Source organism: Thioalkalivibrio sp. HL-Eb18 (genome assembly GCF_000364985.1).
Taxonomy (GTDB): domain Bacteria; phylum Pseudomonadota; class Gammaproteobacteria; order Ectothiorhodospirales; family Ectothiorhodospiraceae; genus Thioalkalivibrio.
In genome coordinates this window covers 1872-3810 of record NZ_KB822991.1, presented here as the reverse complement: position 1 = coordinate 3810, position 1939 = coordinate 1872, and the positions used below count along the sequence as shown (strand labels likewise).

The window sequence follows — 1939 nt, the reverse complement described above, 5'->3', positions numbered from 1 at the left end:
GTTCACTCCGATGGCCTGGCGTGCTTCCGCGCCGTCGCAAGGGCCGACTGCCGGCACCAGCCGACGGTCGTGGCCGGGCGCAAACCCCAGGATCTTCCCGAATTCCAATGGATCAACACCGTGCTCGGCAACCTCAAAACCAGCCTGAGCGGGAGCTACCATGCATTTGCGTTCGCCAAGTACGCAGCCCGTTACCTCGCGGCATTCGCCTACCGCTTCAACCGACGCTTTGATCTGGCGACGTTGCCGGCGCGACTGCTGGTCGCCGCCGTGCACTGCCGGCCCGTGCCCGAGCGGGTTCTGCGACTGGCTGACTCTCGTTGCTAATCAGGTCGATTGATGCTCCGGCTGGCCCGCTGAGAGGGGGTACACCCTCCGGAGCGGTACGGGCAGGGGTGCGCCGTTCGAGGGTCCAGAACACCAGCAGGAATGTAGACGGAAAACAAACCTTTCCCCGGTTCCTGTATTACCAGATGCAGCGTATCGGGAAGTCGCGCAAGGCCGGATCGGTGGTCAGCAATGGGATCTGCTCGAGCTCTGCCTGGGCGGCCAGTATGCGATCGAACGGGTCGCGATGGTCGACAGAATACGTCCCGGCGTGGACCGCTTGCGAGTAGTTGACGGCCAGATGCGTAAAGCCATCTGCGGTGACGAGTTCATCAAAGCGCTGGATGACCACACCGCCAATCTGCAGTTTGCCCAGCCGATGCTTGGTCGCAATCTCCCATGCGCTGGCGGCGCTTACCATGACAGCGTTATCCAAGTCCCCAATGATTTCCCGAGCGCGTGACGATAGCCGCGAATCGTTCGTTAACCACCAGAGCAGGGCGTGGGTATCGAGCAGGACTCGCACACTATTTCTCCCAAGCGGCGAGTTCATCCTCCGGCAAGGGTTCGAAGAATGCGTCTTCGACCTGGCCCGTTATGCGCCCGGGTTGGCGCTGTAATTGAGGGGATGCCAGCGGCACCAGCCGCGCATACGGCCGGCCTGACTTGGCCAGGATGATCTCTTCGCCGTCATGGGCGCGCTTCAGTAGCCGGGATAGGTGCGTCTTTGCTTCGTGTACGTTGACCGTCGTGCTCATAAGTCGTCCAATATGACTAAGTCTTAAGGCTAAGCCTATCTGGTGGCGTTGCAGCAATCAATCGTTTCCTCAGTTCACCCGTCGACTGGCTCATATCCAGGCCCTGCGAAATCCAAAGGTAGACCCCCAGCCCCCGCTACTCGATGGTGCTCGGCACTGGCTTGCGCGCTGAGGGTGCGCTCCGGAGCAGGCTCCGGGCGGGGTGCAACGGAGGTCTCCTTGGGCGGGCGCGGTCCTCTGGCTGGCCCTTGCTCTAATCTGGTGCTATGGTGTTTTGGTGTCTACGATTAAGCCCGTCAGGAGTGCTTCGATGAGCCGATTAACCATCACCCTGGACGACCAGCTGCATCAGGCCCTGAAAGAGGCGGCGGCGCGGCAGCACCGTTCCATCGCCTCGATTATCGAGGAGAGCCTGGTCTATCGCGGGATTCGTACCCGTAGCGAGGCGCGGCAATTAGTGGTCTCGGCTCGGAAGCGCGCAGCGCTAAGCGAAGAAGATGCCATGGCTCTAGCGCTGGAGGAGACCCGTTCCGAGCGCGGCCGATGAAGCCGTGGACGCTGGTGGTTGACACCAACGTCGTGGTGGCGGGGCTTCTGTCCAGTACGCCACGCTCACCCGTATGCCGTGTCTTGGACGGGATACTGGCGGGACATTTTCCTTTCCTGACTTCGCCTGACCTGATATCCGAATATCGCAGGGTTCTCTTGCGGCCGTCGCTGGTTCGGCTGCATGGCCTTTCGGACTCGCATATCGATGACTTGGTGACCGAACTGGTCGCCAATGCGATCTGGCGTGAGCCGAGCCCCACATCGATTTCGGCTCCGGATGCCGGAGATGCTCACCTGTGGGATCT

Annotated in this window: 5 protein-coding genes; 3 read left to right on the top strand and 2 right to left on the bottom strand. The window is 61.3% G+C overall.

The features are described from left to right. Positions 1–327: transposase (locus F813_RS0113405; protein WP_017926939.1), on the top strand; the 327-nt coding region annotated here is incomplete at its 5' end. 139 nt (positions 328–466) lie between these two features. Here the strand turns inward: F813_RS0113405 and F813_RS0113400 are convergent. Next, complete coding sequence (locus tag F813_RS0113400; RefSeq protein WP_026148297.1) at positions 467–853, bottom strand: type II toxin-antitoxin system VapC family toxin; 387 nt, start codon at positions 851–853, stop codon at positions 467–469. A 1-nt stretch (position 854) separates the two neighbouring features. After that, entirely contained in the window at positions 855–1085 is a 231-nt protein-coding gene (locus F813_RS0113395; RefSeq protein ID WP_017926937.1) for a type II toxin-antitoxin system Phd/YefM family antitoxin, read from the bottom strand. Between the two features lie 310 nt (positions 1086–1395). On the opposite strand from F813_RS0113395, the gene F813_RS0113390 reads away from it, so the two are divergent. Both F813_RS0113390 and F813_RS14280 read left to right on the top strand, forming a co-directional pair. Next, positions 1396–1632: a ribbon-helix-helix protein, CopG family gene (locus F813_RS0113390; protein WP_017926936.1), complete on the top strand. Its 237-nt coding sequence runs from the start codon at positions 1396–1398 to the stop codon at positions 1630–1632. After that, positions 1629–1939 (top strand): putative toxin-antitoxin system toxin component, PIN family (locus tag F813_RS14280; protein ID WP_081601325.1); only part of this gene is annotated, 311 nt, incomplete at its 3' end. The genes F813_RS0113390 and F813_RS14280, both read left to right, overlap by 4 nt.

Bases quoted from the DNA above. Each gene is read 5' to 3' on its own strand.
- F813_RS0113395 (WP_017926937.1), bottom strand. From the start codon at position 1,085: ATGAGCACGACGGTCAACGTACACGAAGCAAAGACGCACCTATCCCGG.
- F813_RS0113390 (WP_017926936.1), top strand. From the start codon at position 1,396: ATGAGCCGATTAACCATCACCCTGGACGACCAGCTGCATCAGGCCCTG.